The organism is Achromobacter veterisilvae, assembly GCF_900496975.1.
Taxonomy (GTDB): domain Bacteria; phylum Pseudomonadota; class Gammaproteobacteria; order Burkholderiales; family Burkholderiaceae_B; genus Achromobacter; species Achromobacter veterisilvae.
In genome coordinates this window covers 1-16,937 of record NZ_UFQC01000024.1, presented here as the reverse complement: position 1 = coordinate 16,937, position 16,937 = coordinate 1, and the positions used below count along the sequence as shown (strand labels likewise).

The 16,937-nt window shown below is 67.9% G+C and carries 15 protein-coding genes; 10 read left to right on the top strand and 5 right to left on the bottom strand.

The annotated features are described in order from the left end of the window. The first annotated feature begins 171 nt into the window (after positions 1–171). Genes smc through ligA form a run of 3 tightly spaced genes read left to right on the top strand, consistent with a single transcriptional unit; the run spans position 172 to position 6,937 of the window. On the top strand, positions 172–3,705 hold the full coding sequence (gene smc, locus AVE30378_RS20715) for a chromosome segregation protein SMC (RefSeq protein WP_129242846.1): 3,534 nt from the start codon (positions 172–174) through the stop codon (positions 3,703–3,705). Between the two features lie 46 nt (positions 3,706–3,751). Then, positions 3,752–4,831 (top strand): cell division protein ZipA C-terminal FtsZ-binding domain-containing protein, encoded by a 1,080-nt coding sequence (locus tag AVE30378_RS20710; protein ID WP_129242844.1) that lies wholly within the window; start codon positions 3,752–3,754, stop codon positions 4,829–4,831. Continuing rightward, positions 4,832–6,937: an NAD-dependent DNA ligase LigA gene (gene ligA, locus AVE30378_RS20705; protein ID WP_129242842.1), complete on the top strand. Its 2,106-nt coding sequence runs from the start codon at positions 4,832–4,834 to the stop codon at positions 6,935–6,937. 72 nt (positions 6,938–7,009) lie between these two features. On the opposite strand, the gene AVE30378_RS20700 is transcribed toward ligA, so the two are convergent. The 4 genes from AVE30378_RS20700 to msrB are packed head-to-tail and all read right to left on the bottom strand — an operon-like array spanning position 7,010 to position 9,109. Next, positions 7,010–7,786 carry a peptidylprolyl isomerase gene (locus tag AVE30378_RS20700; RefSeq protein WP_129242840.1) on the bottom strand — a complete coding sequence of 259 codons (777 nt, stop codon included), beginning with the start codon at positions 7,784–7,786 and terminating at the stop codon, positions 7,010–7,012. A 17-nt stretch (positions 7,787–7,803) separates the two neighbouring features. Further along, entirely contained in the window at positions 7,804–8,073 is a 270-nt protein-coding gene (locus tag AVE30378_RS20695; protein WP_129242837.1) for a BolA family protein, read from the bottom strand. Positions 8,074–8,128: 55 nt separating this feature from the next. After that, positions 8,129–8,710, bottom strand: coding sequence for a septation protein A (locus AVE30378_RS20690; RefSeq protein ID WP_129242835.1), 582 nt, complete (start codon positions 8,708–8,710; stop codon positions 8,129–8,131). Beyond that, positions 8,711–9,109 carry a peptide-methionine (R)-S-oxide reductase MsrB gene (msrB, locus tag AVE30378_RS20685; protein WP_129242833.1) on the bottom strand — a complete coding sequence of 133 codons (399 nt, stop codon included), beginning with the start codon at positions 9,107–9,109 and terminating at the stop codon, positions 8,711–8,713. It abuts the gene before it with no gap. A 52-nt stretch (positions 9,110–9,161) separates the two neighbouring features. On the opposite strand from msrB, the gene AVE30378_RS20680 reads away from it, so the two are divergent. From AVE30378_RS20680 to AVE30378_RS20650, 7 genes are all read left to right on the top strand, one after another. Beyond that, positions 9,162–9,839, top strand: a complete 678-nt coding sequence (locus AVE30378_RS20680; protein WP_129242831.1) for an energy-coupling factor ABC transporter ATP-binding protein — start codon at positions 9,162–9,164, stop codon at positions 9,837–9,839. Continuing rightward, a complete protein-coding gene (locus tag AVE30378_RS20675; protein ID WP_129242829.1) occupies positions 9,836–10,432 on the top strand; it encodes an energy-coupling factor transporter transmembrane component T family protein in 597 nt (198 codons plus the stop codon). Before AVE30378_RS20680 ends, AVE30378_RS20675 begins: the two co-directional genes overlap by 4 nt. 37 nt (positions 10,433–10,469) lie before the next feature. Continuing rightward, entirely contained in the window at positions 10,470–11,024 is a 555-nt protein-coding gene (locus AVE30378_RS20670) for a biotin transporter BioY (RefSeq protein ID WP_129242826.1), read from the top strand. Between the two features lie 232 nt (positions 11,025–11,256). Further along, a complete protein-coding gene (locus tag AVE30378_RS20665) occupies positions 11,257–12,420 on the top strand; it encodes an ABC transporter substrate-binding protein (protein WP_129242823.1) in 1,164 nt (387 codons plus the stop codon). Positions 12,421–12,583: 163 nt separating this feature from the next. Continuing rightward, entirely contained in the window at positions 12,584–13,621 is a 1,038-nt protein-coding gene (locus tag AVE30378_RS20660) for a branched-chain amino acid ABC transporter permease (protein WP_129242822.1), read from the top strand. 5 nt (positions 13,622–13,626) lie between these two features. Further along, positions 13,627–15,462, top strand: a complete 1,836-nt coding sequence (locus tag AVE30378_RS20655) for a branched-chain amino acid ABC transporter ATP-binding protein/permease (protein ID WP_129242820.1) — start codon at positions 13,627–13,629, stop codon at positions 15,460–15,462. Next, positions 15,462–16,232: an ABC transporter ATP-binding protein gene (locus tag AVE30378_RS20650; protein ID WP_129242818.1), complete on the top strand. Its 771-nt coding sequence runs from the start codon at positions 15,462–15,464 to the stop codon at positions 16,230–16,232. Before AVE30378_RS20655 ends, AVE30378_RS20650 begins: the two co-directional genes overlap by 1 nt. Before the next feature lie 25 nt (positions 16,233–16,257). On the opposite strand, the gene AVE30378_RS20645 is transcribed toward AVE30378_RS20650, so the two are convergent. Next, on the bottom strand, positions 16,258–16,937 hold a 680-nt coding region (locus tag AVE30378_RS20645), incomplete at its 5' end, for a phospholipase domain-containing protein (RefSeq protein WP_129242815.1).

Genomic DNA, 16,937 nt, shown 5'->3' with positions numbered 1-16,937 from the left:
CGGCGGCCTGTGCGCGTTTGCCCGCGGGTTGACGGTTGCTGACTTCGGGGACGGACTGCCTGCGGTATCATACGAGCCATATGAGAGCCGGCCCTCCAGGGGGCCGGTTTGCAATCTGCGCGGCAGGTCCGTTAACGCCTTTCGTTCAACCCACCCCGTCGTCATCGTACTGTGCGTCTTACTCAGCTCAAACTCGCCGGCTTCAAGTCCTTCGTCGATCCTACCGTGATTCCCGTGCCCAGCCAGTTGGTGGGCGTGGTGGGTCCCAACGGCTGCGGGAAGTCGAACATCATCGACGCCGTGCGTTGGGTGCTGGGCGAGGCCAAGGCCTCGGAACTGCGCGGCGAGTCCATGCAGGACGTCATTTTCAACGGGTCCGGCAACCGCAAGCCGGCCGCCCGGGCGTCGGTCGAAATGGTGTTCGACAACAGCGAGGGCCGCGCCGCCGGCCAATGGAGCAGCTACGCGGAAATCGCCGTGCGCCGCGTGCTGACCCGCGACGGAACCAGCAGCTACTTCGTCAACAACCAGCAGGTCCGCCGCCGCGACATCCACGACATCTTCCTGGGCACGGGCCTGGGCGCCCGCGGCTACGCCATCATCGGGCAGGGCATGATCAACCGCCTGATCGAGGCGCGCCCGGAAGAACTGCGGGTGTTCCTCGAGGAAGCGGCCGGGGTGTCGCGCTACAAGGAACGGCGCCGCGAAACCGAGAACCGCCTGTCCGACACGCGCGAAAACCTGACCCGCGTCGAGGACATCCTGCGCGAGTTGACCAGCCAGTTGGAAAAGCTGGAAGCGCAGGCCGAAGTGGCCACGCGCTACCGCGAGCTTCAGGCCGACGGCGAAAAGAAACAGCATGCGCTGTGGTTCCTGAAGGAAACCGGGGCGCGCGAAGAACGCGCCAGGAAGGCCCAGGAAATGGCGCAGGCCCAGAACGAACTGGAAGCCGCCATCGCCGGCCTGCGGGCGGGCGAGGCCGCGCTGGAATCCCGGCGCCAGGCCCACTACGCGGCCAGCGACACCGTCCACACGGCCCAGGGCGCGCTGTACGAGGCCAATGCCCAGGTGAGCCGCCTGGAAGCCGAGATCCGGCACGTCGTGGATTCCCGCAACCGCCTGCAGGCGCGCCGCGAGCAATTGCAGCAGCAGATCGCGGAATGGACCTCCCAGCGCGAACACTGCACCGAGCAGATCGCCCAGGCCGAGGACGACCTGGCGACCGGCGCCGCCCGCACGGAAGAGGCGCGCGCCAAGGCCGAGGACGCCCAGGCCGCCTTGCCGTCGGTGGAGCAGCGCGTGCGCGAAGCCGCCTCCGGCCGCGACGAGATGCGCGCCGCGCTGGCCCGAGTCGAACAGAACCTGGCCCTGGTCGCCCAGACGCAGCGCGACGCCGACCGCCAGATGCAGACCCTGGAGCAGCGCCGCGAGCGCCTGCAGCAGGAACTGCGCGAATTGCACAGCCCCGATCCCGTCCGCCTGGAACAGTTGGCCGGCGACCGGCTGGCCGGCGAAGACCAGCTCGAGGAAGCCCAGGAAGAACTGGCCACGCTGGAAGGCCGCGTGCCGGAAGCGGACGCCGAGCGCAGCCGCGCCCAGGCCGCCGCCCAGACCGACGCGCAGAACCTGGCGCGCCTGGAAGCCCGCCTGTCCGCGCTGGTGAAGCTGCAGGAAGACGTGCAGAAGCAGGGGGCGCTGGAACCCTGGCTCGCCAAGCACGAACTGGCCGGGCTGACCCGCCTGTGGCAGAAGCTGCACGTCGAACCCGGCTGGGAAACCGCCCTGGAAGCCGCCTTGCGCGAACGCATGGCCTCCATGGAAGTGCGCAGCCTGGACTGGGCCCGCGCCTTTGCCGAGGACGCGCCGCCGGCCCGCCTGGCGTTCTATCAATTGCCGGCCGCCGCGCCGGCGCCGGCCGCCCCGGCCGGGCTGACCCCGCTGGCCAGCCTGCTGCGCATCACCGATCCCGACCTGCGCACGCTGCTCAATGAATGGCTGGGCGGCGTCTACACGGCCGCCGACCTGACCCAGGCCCTGTCCATGCGCGCCAGCCTGCCCGCCGGCAGCGCCTGCGTGGTCAAGGCCGGGCACCTGGTGGATGCGCACAGCGTGCGCTTCTACGCCCCGGATTCCGAGCAGGCCGGCCTTCTGGCCCGCCAGCAGGAAATCGAAAACCTGCAGCGCGAGATCAAGGCCCAGCAACTGATCGCCGACCAGGCGCGCGCCGCGGTCGCCCGCGCCGAGACCGCCTGGCAGCAGGTGTCCCAGGCCATCGCGCCGGCCCGCCAGCGCGTGGCCGAAGTCACGCGCCGGGTGCACGACATCCAGTTGGAACACTCGCGCCTGCAGCAGCAGGCCGAACAGTCGGGCGAGCGCGCGTCGCGCCTGCGCCAGGACCTGGAGGAAATCAAGGTCCAGGAAGAAGACCTGCGCGCCACCCGCGAAGAGGCCGAGGCGCGCTTCGAGGCGCTGGACGAAGAACTGGCCGAACATCAATCCCGCTTCGCCGATGCCGAAATCGACGGCGAAACCCTGGCGGCGCAGGCCGAGGCCGCCCGCGCCGGACTGCGCGAACTGGAACGCGCCGCCCAGGAAGCCGAATTCGCCGAGCGCAGCATCCAGGTCCGGATCACCGACCTGCAGCGCAACCAGCTATTGGCGGCCGACCAGAGCCAGCGCGCCAGCGTCGAACTGGAGCAGTTGCAGGTGGACCTGGCCGAACTGGACGCGTCGGCTTCCCAGGCCGGCTTGCAGGACGCCCTGGAAGCGCGCGCCGAGCGCGAGGAAGCGCTTTCCCGCGCGCGCCAGGAAATGGAAAACCTGGCGGCCCTGCTGCGCGGCGCCGACGAAGACCGCCTGCAGCAGGAGCAGACGCTGGAGCCGCGGCGCGCCCGCATCATGGAATTGCAGTTGCAGGAACAGGCCGCCCGCCTGGCCGAAGAGCAGTTCACGGAACAACTGAACGCGCGCGAGGTCGACCGCGAGGCCCTGGCCCAGGAATTGGCCAACCAGCCGGACGAATGGCGCCGCGCCAGTTGGCTGCAATCGGAAGTCGGCCGCATTTCGCGGCAGATCGAGTCCCTGGGGTCGGTCAACCTGGCCGCGCTGGACGAACTGAATACCTCGCGCGAGCGCAAGGGCTTCCTGGATTCGCAGCACCAGGACCTGATGACCGCCATCGAGACCCTCGAAGACGCCATCCGCAAGATCGACCGCGAAACCCGCGAGTTGCTCCAGGAAACCTTCAACGTCGTCAACGGCCACTTCGGCGAACTGTTCCCCAAGCTCTTCGGTGGCGGCGAGGCGCGGCTGAGCATGACGGGCGAGGAAATCCTCGACGCCGGCGTGCAGGTCATGGCCCAGCCTCCCGGCAAGCGCAACAGCACCATCCACCTGCTGTCGGGCGGCGAGAAGGCCCTGACCGCGACCGCCCTGGTGTTCGCGCTGTTCAAGCTCAATCCGGCCCCGTTCTGCCTGCTGGACGAGGTGGACGCGCCGCTGGACGACGCCAACACGGAACGCTATGCCAACCTGGTCGCCAACATGAGCGAGCAGACCCAGTTCCTGTTCATCTCGCACAACAAGATCGCGATGCAGATGGCCAAGCAGCTCATCGGTGTAACCATGCAAGAGCAAGGGGTTTCGCGTATCGTTGCGGTAGATATAGATTCGGCCGTGCAGATGATGGCCTCCGAAGCGGCATAAACCAATATTCAGAAGGGCGCCGGGCGTTTCGGCGCGGGATTGATACATGAGTGATTTGCAGATCGGGCTGATTGCCCTGGGCGTCCTGCTGATACTGCTGGTGCTGGGATTCAACTGGTGGCAGGATCGGCGCGTCCGGCGCAAGATGCAGACCCATTTCCCCGCCTCCGAACAGGATCCGCTCCTGGGAGCGGGAACCGTCTCCGGCGCCGCGAACGCCGGCGGCGGCCCGGCGTCCCGGCGCGAGCCGGGCATGGGCGGCGAGTCGCTGCGCGCGCAGTCCGGCCAGCCGGCCCCGGTCGATCCGGGCACCGACGCCGACGACGCCGAAGAACCCGATCCCGCCTGCGAAGTGGTCATCGAGATCAATTTCGCCGAACCGGTGCGCGGCGCCGACCTGCTGCCCTATATGCAAAGCCTGCGCCACGTCGGCCGCAAGCCCATGCGCGTGTTCGCCGAGACCGACCAGCGCCGCCACCGCGCGCGCGTCCACGCCGGCGAGTCCTACGCGTCGATGCAACTGGCCGTGTTGCTGGCCAACCGCAGCGGCCCGCTGACCGCCATCGAATGGTCGCAGGCCTGGGCCCGTGCCCAGGACATGGCCGAGCGCTTCGACGCCACCATCGAAGGCCCGGACCAGCAGGCCGTGCTGGAGCAGGGCGCTCGCCTGGACGATACCTGCGCCGCCCTGGACACCCAGGTCGGCCTGACCCTGCTGCTGGGCACGGCCCAGCCCGCCGCCGAGGTTCTGGCCGTAGCGCGCGACACCGGCTTCGTCCCGGACGGCAACCGCCTGGCCTGGCCGGCGGAGAACGGCGTGGCCCGCTTCACGCTGGCGCGGGCCGACGGCGCGGCGTTCGATGCCGGCATGGGCGGGATCGAACGCCTGTACCTGTTGCTCGACGTGCCGTGCAGTCCCGCGGACAGCCGCGCGTTCGGCCGCATGGTCGACGTCGGCCGCGACCTGGCCGCCCGCTTGCGCGCGGAACTGGTAGACGACCAGGGCAAGCCGCTGGCCGATGGTTCTGAAACGGTCATCGACGAGCGGCTCCAGGTGCTGTTCGGCCAGTTGGAGCAGGCGGGCCTGCCCGCCGGCAGCGAACGCGCCCAAAGGGTGTTTGCCTAAATGAGCGGCGTGTCCGGCAGTGAAAACGCGGCGCAAGCCGCGGCGCGCTTGCGCGCCGAGATCGAACAGCACAACGTCCGCTATTACGTCTACGACGACCCTTCCGTCTCGGATGCCGAGTACGACGGGCTGATGCGGGAGCTGCAGGCCCTGGAGGCCGAGCATCCGGAGCTCGTGACGCCGGAATCGCCCACGCAGCGCGTGGGCGCGGCGCCCGTGTCCGCATTCGGCGCCGTGCGCCACGCGGTGCCCATGCTGTCGCTGGGCAATGCCTTCGACGAGGAAGACGTGGTGGCGTTCGACCGCCGCGTGACCGACACGCTGCGCGGCGCGGGCCTGTTGGGGCCGGCTCAGCAGGCGGACTATTTCTGCGAACTCAAGCTGGACGGGTTGGCGATCAGCCTGCGCTACGAGGACGGCCGACTGGTGCAGGCCGCCACGCGCGGCGACGGCCAGACGGGCGAGGACGTCACGTCCAACATCCGCACCATCAAGGCGATTCCGCTGCAGCTCAAGGGCGCCGCCCCGAAGGTGCTGGAAGTGCGCGGCGAGGTGCTGATGAACCGCGCCGACTTCGAGAAACTGAACCAGGCCCAGGCCAGGCGCGACGAGAAGGTGTTCGTCAACCCGCGCAACGCGGCCGCCGGCAGCCTGCGCCAACTGGATCCGCGCATCACGGCCAAGCGGCCGCTGCGCTTTTTCGCCTACGGCTGGGGCGAAGTGCACGGCCTGCCGGGTTCCCAGGGCGGCCTGTTCGCCGAGGCGTCGGCGGGCGCGGCCGAAGCCTCGCAGTTGCCCGAGAAATCGCACGGCGCGATGCTGGAATGGCTTGCCTCGCTGGGCCTGCCGGTCAATGTAAAGCACAACCACCGCGCCACCGGCGCCGAAGGCCTGATGGCCTTCTATGCCAAGGTGGGCGCGATGCGCGCGGAACTGCCCTACGACATCGACGGCGTGGTCTACAAGGTGGATTCGCTGCCGGCCCAGAAGGTGCTGGGCTTCGTGGCGCGCGCGCCGCGCTTCGCGCTGGCGCACAAGTTCGCCGCCGAAGAGGCCACCACCACGCTGCTGGACATCGAGGTCCAGGTCGGCCGCACCGGCGCCATCACGCCGGTGGCCCGTCTGAAGCCGGTGTTCGTGGGAGGCGTCACCGTCACGAACGCCACGCTGCACAATGAAGACGAGATCCGCCGCAAGGACGTGCGCATCGGCGATACGGTCATCGTGCGCCGCGCGGGCGACGTGATTCCCGAAGTGCTGGCCCCGGTGCTGGAAAAACGGCCGGACGACGCCCGCGAATTCGTCATGCCGACCGCCTGTCCGGTCTGCGGCTCCACCATCGAGCGCCTGGAAGACGAAACCATCGCGCGCTGCACCGGCGGCCTGTTCTGCGGCGCCCAGCGCAAGCAGACGCTCTGGCACGCGGCCAGCCGCAAGGCGCTGGATATCGAAGGCCTGGGCGAGAAACTGGTGGATCAATTGGTCGACAGCGGCCGCGTCAAGACGCTGGCCGATCTATATGGCCTGCGCCCGCTCGAACTGGTGGGGCTGGACCGCATGGGCCAGAAGTCCGCCGACAACCTGGTGGCCGCCATCGAAAAGGCGCGCACGCCCGGACTGGCCAGGCTGCTGTTCGCGCTGGGCATCCGCCACGTGGGCGAGACCACGGCGCGCGACGTGGCGCGCCACTTCGGCAGCATCGACGCCATCATGGACGCCGACGAAGAGGCGCTGTCCGCCGTGCCCGACGTGGGGCCGGTGGTGGCGGCGTCGATCCGCCACTTCTTCGCCGAACAGCACAACCGCGACGTGATCGGGCAACTGAAAGCGCAGGGCGTGAATCCGGTGGCCGAAGCGGCGCCGCAAGGCACGACCCTGGCCGGCAAGACCTTCGTGCTGACGGGCACCCTGCCCAACTGGACGCGCGAAGAGGCCTCCATGCACATCCAGGCGGCCGGCGGCAAGGTCAGCGGCTCGGTGTCGAAGAAGACGGCCTACCTGGTGGCCGGCGAAGAGGCCGGCAGCAAGCTCACCAAGGCCCAGGAACTGGGCGTGGCGGTGCTGGACGAAGACGGCCTGAAAGCCCTGCTGGGGATGGCCGGCTGAACTTCGGCCCTCGGCCCTGGCGAAAAAAAACTGCCCGCATGAAGCGGGCAGTTTTCGTTTGCGCGGCCAGGATTACTGGACCTTGGCCTTTTCGCGCAGTTCCTTCTGGTAGTCGGCCAGGGTTTGCTGGCGCAGCATTTCTTCCAGTTGCGTGCGCACCTGGTCGAGCGGGGGGAATTCCACCGGACGAGTGTCGTCGACCATGATGATGTGCCAGCCGAATTGGGTCTGGACCGGCTTGTCGACCAGTTCGCCCTTCTTCAACTGGGTCACGGCTTGCGCGAACGGCTGGACGTAGTTGGTCGGGGGAGCCCAACCCAGGTCGCCGCCCTTTTCGGCGCTGCCGGGGTCCTTCGAGTTCTTCTTGGCCAGGTCGTTGAACTTGCTCTTGTTGCTCTTGATCTGGGCCAGCAGGTCGTTGGCCGTCTTCTCGTCTTCGACGAGGATGTGGCGGACCTTGTATTCCATCTTGCCGGCTTGTTCCTTCTTGATCTTCTCGTATTCGGCGGTGACCTTGGCTTCCGACACCGGGTGCTTGGCCAGGTAGTCGGCCATCAGGGCGCGGACCAGGATGCCTTGGCGGGCCAGCTCGATTTCGGTCTGGACGTCGGCCTGCTTGGCGATGCCGCCGGTTTCGGCGGCCTGCACGAAGATCTGGCGGTTGATCATTTCCTGCTTGACCTGTTCGCGCAGTTGCGGCGAATCGGTCGCACCCTGGCTGACCAGCAGCTTGACGAATTGATCCAAGCTCTTTTGCGAAATGGCCTTGCCGTTGACGGTGGCCACGTTCTGGGCAAAAGCCGGCACGGCGATGACGCAGGCCGCAGCCAGCATGACGATGCGTTTCATGAATATCCTTTTACTTTCTATTTGGGAGCCTGGGCATCTAGCGCAAGCGCATGAATCGGATAGGGGATCAAATCTTGCAAATGATGATACACCAGCCGATGCCGCGCGACGGGCGAGAGCCCCGCAAAACAGGACGCAACAATGATCACGCGATAGTGGCCGGCGCCGTTTTTACTGCCTTCGTGGCCGGCGTGCAAATGCGAGTCGTCCAGGATGTCCAGGCTGGCGGGTTCCAGGACGGCGAGCCGTTCCCGGATCAGGGCGATGCGGTCGGTGGTGTCTGACATGGCGGCGGATAGGAAAGTTCCGGCGCGCGGGCGCCGGACGGGAGAGGGGGGCGGTTCAGGGCTTGCCGGCCGGCGTGTCGGGGCCGGAGGGCGTTTGTTCCTCGGCCTGGATGTGCTTGCCCAGCCAGACCGACTGGCCGATCACGAAGACCACCATCAGGCCCATCAGGCCGAAGGCCTTGAAGCTGACCCATTGCGACTCGGTGAAATGGCCGGAAAACGCCACGTACAGATTGAGCGCGCCGGCGATCAGGAAGAAGGCGGCCCACACCAGGTTCAGCCGTTCCCAGGCCGCATCCGGCAACTGGATCTGCTTTTCCATCAGGCGGCGGATCAGGTTACGGCCGAAGAACAGGCGCGCGAAGACCAGCGCGCCGCCGAACAGCCAGTACAGCACCGTGGGCTTCCACTTGATGAAGACGTCGCTGTGTAGCCAGATCGTCGCGCCGCCGAACACCAGGATGACCGTGAGGTTGACCCAGTGCATGGCCTCGGTGGCGCGTCCGGTGGCCTTGAGCCAGACGATCTGCGCGACGGCCGCGGCCATGGCGACGCCCGTGGCGGTGAAGATGTCCGTGTACCGGTAGGCGATGAAGAAAAGGAACAGCGGAAACAGGTCGAACAGGAACTTCTTCATTCAATCTTCTACGGGTTCAAACGTCATCGACAGGGAATTGATGCAGTAGCGCAGGCCGGTGGGCTCGGGGCCGTCGGGAAAGACGTGTCCCAGGTGCGAGTCGCAGACGTTGCACAGCACCTCCGTGCGGACCATGCCGTGGGTGGTGTCCCGTTCTTCGCGCACCTTTTCCGGGTCCAGCGGCTGGAAATAGCTGGGCCAGCCACAGCCGGCGTCGAACTTGGTGTCCGACGCGAACAGCGCCGTGCCACAGCCCACGCAGCGGTAGATGCCATGCGAGAACGTATTCCAGTAACGCCCGGTGAATGCGCGTTCGGTACCCTTTTCGCGGGTGACGACGTATTCTTCGGGGGAAAGCTGGGCCCGCCATTCGGCGTCGGATTTTCGTACTTTGTCCATATGAGCTCTTGGAGTCCCGATGCCCGAAATGGTTCGGGCATAATCCCGCCCCATGTTAATCGAGTTTGACCAGGCGATTGTATCCACGCCCCAGGCGGAAGTGCTGCGCGGGGTGAGCGCGACGCTGGCCGAGCGCCGCGTCGGCATCGTCGGCCCCAACGGCGCCGGCAAGAGCACCCTGGCGCGCCTGGTCAATGGACTGGTGCTGCCGTCGTCGGGCAGCGTGCGGGTGGGCGGGCTGGATACCCGGCAGGACCTGAAGGCGGTGCGCCGGCAGGTCGGGTTCGTTTTCCAGAACCCCGAAAACCAGATCGTCTTTCCCATCGTGCGCGAGGACCTCGCGTTCGGCCTGAAACACCTGGCGCCGGACCGCCGGCAGCGCGAAGACCGCATCGAGGCCCAGTTGGACAGCCTGGGCGTGGGGCACCTGGCCGACCGCAGCAGCCACACCCTGTCGGGCGGCGAGCGCCAATTGGTGGCGCTGGCGGCGGTGCTGGTCATGGAGCCCGCGCTGATCGTGTTCGACGAACCCACCGCCCAGCTCGACCTGCGCAACCGCAACCGCGTGCGCGACGCCATTGCCGGGCTGCCCCACGACGCCATCGTCGTCAGCCACGACCTGGAACTGCTGGAGGACTTCGACCGGGTGCTGGTCGTGCGCGACGGCAATATCGCGGCGGACGACAACCCGGCCGCGGCCCTGCGCTGGTACCGGGAGCACTGCGCATGATGGAGCCGCTATATGTGCCGGGCGGCACGCTGCTGCACCGCCTGCCGGCCTGGCTGAAACTATTGGCGCTGATGGCGGCGGGGGCGGGGCTGTTCCTGCTGCGCGACCCGCGCTGGCTGGCGCTGGCCTGCCTGGCCGCCGCCGTGCTGGTCTGGTCCACGGGAGTGGCCGCCGCCGCGGTCTGGCGGCAGTTGAAGGGGCTGGCCTGGGTATTGCTGGCCGTGGGCGGCTTCACCGCCGGGTTCCAGGGCGGGATGGAGGCGCTGGCCGTGCTGCTGCGCGTGGGGGCGCTGGTGGGGATGGCGCTGGCCGTCACGCTGGCTACCCGCACTTCCGACCTGATCGCCGTCTGCGAAAAGGCGCTGAAGCCGCTTGAGCGCGCCGGGCTGGTCGATGCCGGCAAGGTCGCGCTGGCCCTGGCCCTGGCCTTGCGCTTCGTGCCCGAGATCTGGCGCAATTTCCAGGAAATCCGCGAGGCGCAGGCCGCGCGGGGCCTGGGCGCCAATCCCGTCGCCCTCATCGTGCCATTGATCGTGCTGACCCTGAAAAGGGCCCAGGAAGTCGCCGAAGCCATCGACGCGCGCAGCGCCTGAGCGCCGCGCGCCTTAATCCACCTGCAAGGGGAAAACCGTGAAATCCAGCAACACCGTGCTGATCGCGCTGTTCGCGGCGCTGATAGTCGTCCTGAGCCTAATCCCGCCCATTCCATTGCCCGCCATCCCGGTCCCCATCACATTGCAGACGCTGGGCGCCATGCTGGCGGGCGCGATGCTGGGGCCGGTGCGGGGCGCGCTGGCCTGCCTGCTGTACCTGGCGCTGGCGGCCATCGGGCTGCCCGTGCTGCCGGGCGGCCGGGGCGGGCTGGGCGCGTTCCTCGGGCCGACGGGCGGCTTCCTCGTCGGCCTGGTGGCCGGCGCCTTCGTCACGGGCTGGCTGGCGCGCCGCCTGGCCGCCCGCGCCGCGGGCGCGAAGCAGGTGGCCGGCTACATCGTCGCGTGCGCCGTCGGCGGCATCGCGGTGGTGTACGCCTTCGGCGTGCCGTGGCTGGCCACGGTCGCGAAGATGGACCTGTCCAAGGCCGCGCTGGCGGTGGCCGTGTTCCTTCCCGGCGATGCGGTCAAGGCCGTGGTGGCGGCTTGGGTCGCGTCGCGGGTGGAGCGTGTGTGGCCGATGCTGGAACGCTGAAGTGGGCCAAGGGAATCCCCCAACTGACGCCTACCCGCCTTTTCTAGTACAAGTTCGCCATTAACGAATGCGTTTGCTAAACACTTTGATATGGCGCATCAGGGATTTACCGGAGTTGCGCGTAGTCATCTGATACTGTTTTAACCCTATAATATTTTTTTCTGTATAACTTTAACTAGGCTCGCCCTTGCCTCGGTCGAGGCGCCTTTGAGCCACCACAGGAGACAAAAATATGCGCAAGCACTTCGGCTTGTCCGCGGCGGCTGCCGCTGTTGCCCTGACTCTGCCGCTCCTGGCGAGCGCGCAGGTCAAGGTCGGCGTCACGGTGTCCAGCACCGGTCCCGCCGCGTCGCTGGGGATTCCCGAGCGCAACACGGTGGCGCTCCTGCCCAAGGAAGTGGCCGGCCAGAAGATCGAATGGATCGTCCTGGACGACGCCACCGATACGACGCAAGCCGTCAAGAACTCGCGCAAGCTGGCCTCCGACGACAAGGTCGACGTGCTGATCGGCACCTCCGTCACGCCGGGCTCGCTGGCCATGGTCGACGTGGCCGCCGAAGCCAAGGTTCCCATGATCAGCGTGGCCGCCAGCGCCAAGATCGTCGAACCCGTGGACGATAAGCGCCGCTGGGTCTTCAAGACCCCGCAGAACGATGCGCTGATGGCCGGCGCCCTGGCTGACGCCATGGCCAAGTCCAAGGTCAAGACGCTGGGCTTCATCGGCTTTGCCGACGCCTACGGCGACGGCTGGCTGGACGTGATGCAGAAGGCCGCCAAGGCCAAGGGCATCGAGATCGTCGCCATCGAAAAATACAGCCGCACCGACACCAGCGTGACGGGCCAGGTGCTGAAGCTGGTCGGCGCAAAGCCCGACGCGATCCTGATCGCCGGCGCGGGCACTCCCTCGGCGCTGCCGCAGAAGGAACTGAAGGCCCGCAACTACGGCGGCACCATCTATCAAACGCACGGCGCCGCCAACAACGACGTGCTGCGCGTCTGCGGCAAGGACTGCGACGGCATGCTGCTGCCGGCCGGCCCGCTGCTGGTCGCGGCCCAGCTTCCGGACAGCAACCAGGTCAAGAAATCGGCCCTGGCCTACGTGGAATCCTACGAGAAGGCCAACGGCGCGGGCTCCACCAACACGTTCGGCGGCCACATGTGGGACGCCGGCCAGTTGGTCGTGGCCGCGCTGCCGGTGGCCCTGAAGACGGGCGCCAAGCCGGGCACGCCGGAGTTCCGCGCCGCCATGCGCGACGCCCTGGAAGGCGTGAAGGACCTGGCCGCCTCGCAAGGCGTGTTCAACATGTCGCCGACGGATCATGCCGGCTTTGACGAGCGCTCGCGCGTCATCGTCAAGGTGGAAGGCGGCAAGTGGGTCTACCAGCCCGACCTGTAAATCCACCGGATCGCCCGATCCACGGGTGCGCAATGCGGCGGCGCCGGCCAGGCGCACGTCCGCGGCACCCGGGCAATGCTTCGCACCGGCCTTTCCGGCCGGTGTGTCGTATCAGTGTCCCGGACGCGGCCTGGACACCAAGAAACCACAAGGTAGTTGTTAGATGGATTCCTCAATTGCGCTGATCCTGCTGCAAGACGGTGTCGTCAATGGCGCCATCTATGCCCTCCTGGGCATGGCTCTGGTGCTGGTATTCGCCGTCACGCGAGTCATTTTCATTCCCCAGGGCGAGTTCGTGGCGTTCGGCGCCCTGACCCTGGCCATGCTGGTGGATGGCAAGGTGCCCGGCACCGCCTATCTCTTGCCGCTGCTGGGCGTCGTGTGCCTGGCGCTCGAATTGCTGCGCGCGCTGCGCGCCCGCAGCGCCGCCGGCCTGCCCAAGGCCCTGGCGACCTGCGTGGTCCTGCCCCTGGCGCTGCTTTGGCTCACCGTGACCTACGCCGCGCCCGGCAATTCGCTGTGGCTGAACATGCTGCTGACGCTGCTGCTGGTGATCCCGATGGGGCCGATGGTCTATCGCATCGTCTACCAGCCGCTGGCCGAAGCCACCGTGCTGGTGCTGTTGATCGTCTCGGTCGCGGTGCACTTCGCGCTGACCGGCCTGGCCCTGGTGTTCTTCGGCGCCGAGGGCTGGCGCACGCCGGCGTTCGTCAGCGGGCAAGTCGACCTGGGCTTCACGACCTGGTCCGCGCAGAGCCTGTTCGTGGTCGCGACCTGCGCGATCCTGATCGTCGGCCTGTGGCTGTTTTTCGGCAAGACGCTCTATGGCCGCGCCCTGCGCGCCACCGCCGTCAACCGCCGCGGCGCGCGCCTGGTGGGAATCAGCACCACGATGTCCGGCAGCCTGACCTTCACGCTGGCGATCGCCATCGGCGCCATGTCCGGCATGCTGATCGCGCCCATCACCACCGTCTACTACGACACCGGATTCCTGATCGGCCTGAAGGGCTTCGTCGGCGCCATCATCGGCGGCCTCGCCAGCTACCCCGTGGCGGCCGCGGGCTCGCTGCTGGTGGGCGTGCTGGAATCCTTTTCTTCCTTCTGGGCCAGCGCCTATAAGGAAGTGATCGTCTTCACCTTGATTATCCCGGTTCTGGTCTGGCGTTCGTTCAGCACCCATCACGTGGACGAAGAGGAGTAAACGCCATGAACCGCATTCTGCTTGCCGTCTTCATCGTCGTCCTGGCGGGCCTGCCCCTGGTGCCGGCCACGCCCGAATTCTGGGTGACGCAACTCAACTACATCGGCCTGGCCAGCCTGGTCGTGCTGGGCCTGGTGCTGCTGACAGGCGTGGGCGGCCTGACCTCGTTCGGCCAGGCGGCGTTCGTGGGCCTGGGCGCCTACACCACCGCTTTCCTGACCACGCAATACGACGTGTCGCCCTGGCTGGCCCTGCCGGCCGGCTTGGTCCTGACCGCCGCCGTGGCCTACCTGCTGGGCGCCATTACCCTGCGCCTGTCGGGCCACTACCTGCCGCTGGGCACCATCGCGTGGGGCCTGTCGCTGTACTTCCTGTTCGGCAACATCGACTGGCTGGGCAAGCACGACGGCATCGCCGGCATCGAACCCATCAGCATTTTCGGCATGTCGCTGGCCAGCGGCCGCCACATCTATTACCTGATCTGGGTGTTTGTGCTGCTGGCGCTGTGGGCGACCCGCAACCTGCTGAACTCGCGTCCGGGGCGCGCCATCCGCGCGCTCAAGAGCGGCGCCGGCATGGCCGAGTCCATGGGCGTGAACACCGCCGCCTACAAGGTCGTGATCTTCGTCTGGGCCGCCTTGCTGGCCTGCATGTCGGGCTGGCTGTACGCGCACATGCAGCGCGCCGTCAGCCCCAGCCCCTTCGGCGTGAACTACGGCATCGAATACCTGTTCATGGCCGTGGTGGGCGGCGCCGGCTACGTGTGGGGCGCCTTGCTGGGCTCCAGCGTCATCCTGGTGCTGAAGGACCAGTTGCAGAACCTCCTGCCCAAGTTGCTGGACACCAACGCCAACTTCGAGATGATCGTCTTCGGCGTGCTGCTGATCCTGATGCTGCAATACGCCCGCAACGGCCTGTGGCCGATCCTGGCCGGCTGGTGGGACAGCGTCACCGGCGCCGACGGTTCGCGCCGCAACCTGGCGCCGCCCGCGCCGGCGCCGGCGCTGCCGACGCGCGCGCGTCCGCAGGCCGGCCAGGTGGTGCTGGAAGTGGACGCCATCCGCAAGGAATTCGGCGGCCTGGTCGCGGTCAACGACATCACGTTCAAGGTCAGCTCCGGCGAGATCATGGGCCTGATCGGCCCCAACGGCGCCGGCAAGAGCACGACTTTCAACCTGATCAGCGGCGTGCTGCCCGTGACCCGCGGCAAGGTCACGTTCATGGGTCAGCGCATCGACAACCGCTCGGCGCGCGAGATCGCCAAGCTGGGCGTCGGACGCACCTTCCAGCACGTGCAGTTGCTGCCCGGCATGACAGTGCTGGAGAACGTGGCGCTGGGCGCGCACCTGCGCTCCGACGTCGGCGTGCTGGCGGGCGCGCTGCATTCGGACCGGGCCCGCGAAGCCCAACTGCTGCACGAGGCCGCCGAACAGATCAAGCGCGTGGGCCTGGGCGAATACCTGTACGAGCAGGCGGGCAACCTGGCGCTGGGCCAGCAACGCATCCTGGAAATCGCGCGCGCCCTGGCCGCCGACCCGGTGCTGCTGCTGCTGGACGAGCCCGCGGCCGGCCTGCGCTACAAGGAAAAGCAAGACCTGGCCCGCGTGCTGGAGCAACTGCGCGCCGAGGGAATGAGCATTCTGCTCGTCGAACACGATATGGATTTTGTGATGCGCCTGACCAACCACCTGGTGGTGATGGATTTCGGCACCAAGCTGGCGGAAGGCGTGCCGGCCGACGTGCAAAAGAACCCGGCGGTGCTGGAAGCCTACCTGGGCGGCATCGATGACGACCTGCCCGAAGCGGACCAGGCCAAGCCCGTGTCGGCGGGAGGCGTGTGATGAGCGCGACGCAATCCCCCGTCCTCGAAGTCAGCAAGCTGTCGGCCCGCTACGGCAAGGTCGGCGCGCTGGTGGGCGCCACGCTCACCGTGCCCGCCGGCAGCATCGTCACGGTGATCGGCGCCAACGGCGCCGGCAAGTCCACCATGCTGAACGCCATCATGGGCTCCTTGCCCCAGACCGGCCATGCGGCCGGCACCGTGCAGTACGCCGGCACCGACGTGTCGGGCTGGCAGGTCGAGCGCCGCGTCGGGGCCGGCATGTCGCTGGTGCCCGAGCGCCGCGAACTGTTCGGCACCATGTCGGTGGAAGACAACCTGCTGCTGGGCGGCTTCCGGCGCTACCGCGCCCGCGAGAGCGGCTGGCGCGATACCTTGAACGAAGTCTTCGATCTGTTCCCGCGCCTGCGCGAGCGGCGCGGCCAGCAGGCCGGCACCCTGTCCGGCGGCGAGCGCCAGATGCTGGCGGTGGGCCGCGCGCTGATGGCCAAGCCCAACCTGCTGATGCTGGACGAGCCCAGCCTGGGCCTGGCCCCGCGCATCGTGCGCGAGATCTTCCACATCATCGCGCGCCTGCGCGAAACCGGCGTGGCGATCCTGCTGGTCGAGCAGAACGCGCGCGCGGCGCTGCAGGTGGCCGATTACGGCTACGTGCTGGAAACCGGCGAAGTCATCCTGCACGGCCCGGCGCGCGAACTGGCCGGGGATCCCAAGGTCATCGAAAGCTACCTGGGCCTGGGCAAGGGCGGCGAGCAGGCCGGCGAGGCCTGACGCTTCCTGCGGCGCGCGGGCCGGTTCAGGCCTGCGCGTTCCACTCCAGTATCGCTTCCCGTCCCATCGCGGGATCGGAGGTGGACGGCCGGCCCGTTTCGACCCGCCCGGCCAGCCGGCGCACGAAGACGGGATCCTCCGCAATGCGCACGGTGAAGTCGTACCAGCCGCCGTTGTCCTCCAGCGGCCAGGCGTAAGCGGCTTCCAGGCCCGCTTCGATGGCCTGCGTGGCGGCGGGCCTTCCATAGGCCTGGTCCTCGATCGTGAACGTACAGGCCCGCGCGCCGGTATTGCGGACCGACAGGCGCAATTCCGCATCGCCGCTTCCATACGCGGCGCGGACCTCCAGCGCGTATTGCGCGTTCGGCGCAATACGGCCCGCGCAATGGCGATGAAAGCCGTTGGGGCCCAGCACCCAAAGATCGTAGCGGCCATCGTCCTCGGCCGTATCCCATGAACCCGCCAATTGCTTGCCCGCTTCCACCGTATAGCGGCGCGGACCGCGCTCGAGGCGCAGCCGGTCGTAGACGTGCAGCACGGCGCCGGCCGTGCCGGCATTCTCGAAGTCCAGGGCGATCCGCTGGCCGGCCGCGCTGGCGTGGACGTGCAGCGCGTAGGGCAGGGCCCGCGAGGGCCGCGTGCCGGCCTCCTGGCGCGCCGCGCCGGGCTGCGCGGGCGCGGGCGGGGTGACGGTGCCGGGCAGGG